This is a genomic window from Duganella caerulea, from assembly GCF_040362985.1.
Taxonomy (GTDB): Bacteria; Pseudomonadota; Gammaproteobacteria; order Burkholderiales; family Burkholderiaceae_D; genus Rugamonas; species Rugamonas vulcania.
The window spans coordinates 1-1,064 of sequence record NZ_BPWJ01000032.1 but is presented as its reverse complement, the minus strand read 5'-3'; the positions used below and the strand labels follow the sequence as shown (position 1 = coordinate 1,064).

Annotated in this window: 1 protein-coding gene; it reads left to right on the top strand. The window is 55.1% G+C overall.

What is annotated here, in order from left to right; genetic code table 11:
* Positions 1-83: 83 nt before the first annotated feature.
* Complete coding sequence (locus tag ACUJB0_RS31700; RefSeq protein WP_444848730.1) at positions 84-1,052, top strand: IS1595 family transposase; 969 nt, start codon at positions 84-86, stop codon at positions 1,050-1,052.
* Positions 1,053-1,064: the final 12 nt, after the last annotated feature.

The window sequence follows — 1,064 nt, the reverse complement described above, 5'->3', positions numbered from 1 at the left end:
AAAAAAAAGGCTATGTAGCGCCTAAGTGTTGAACGGCTAGCTCCCCCATCGGTCTAAGCAATACGGACTGATGGGAGACGGCGATGAAAAAATTAGATTTTCAAGCATTAGTTAAGCAGCTGGACGCACTTTCGCCCAAGCAGCGTGAGAGGGTAGCAGCGACGTTGACAGAGCTTTCAGCCCAAGATGGCGCGGGGGAATTGGCGGCACTTCTAAGCGCCAGGTGTTTAGCCTGCCCGCATTGTGGTGCGACAGAGCTATACAAGCATGGCCAAGCACATGGCCTGCCTCGTTACCGGTGCCGCGTGTGCCGAAAGACCTTCAATCCATTGACTGGGACGCCGCTGGCACACTTACGGCTGCGGTATAAGTGGTTGTCTTACCATCAATGCCTGCTCGACTCTCTCACCATTCGTAAGGCAGCAGCGGCTGTCAATATTAGTCGCAATACCAGCTTCCGCTGGCGTCATCGCTTTCTTGCTTGGGTAAAAAATGATCGACCCGAGCACCTGCATGGCATTGCTGAAGCGGACGAGATGTATTTATTGGAGTCAGAAAAAGGCGCACGACAAATATCGAGGCCGCCTCGAAAGCGGGGCGGTGCAGCAAGTCAGCGCGGCACGTCGAAGGAGCAAGTTTGCATCCTGGTGGCACGTGATAGAACTGGGCAGACGCTCAATTTCGTGACCGGACGTGGCCCCGTCAGCAAGGCGCAACTGCGCCAATGCCTGCTGCCAGCGCTCGATAAAGACGTGCTACTCGTTAGCGATTCCAATGCGGTATATCGCTATTTCGCACGCGACGCGGATATCAGCTACGAGTCAATAAACCTGCGCGCTAAGCACCGTGTTCGAGGCGCGATCCATATCCAAAACGTCAACGCCTATCACAGCCGTTGCCGCCAATGGCTGGACCGCTTCCATGGTGTGGCGACCCATTATCTTCCCAACTATCTCGGATGGCGATGGGCCTTGGACGCCCACCGGATCAATGCTCCGCTGGCCTTACTCAAGGCCTCCGTCGGAGTCTTTCCACACCTAGCCGCTACATAGCCAAAAAAAACC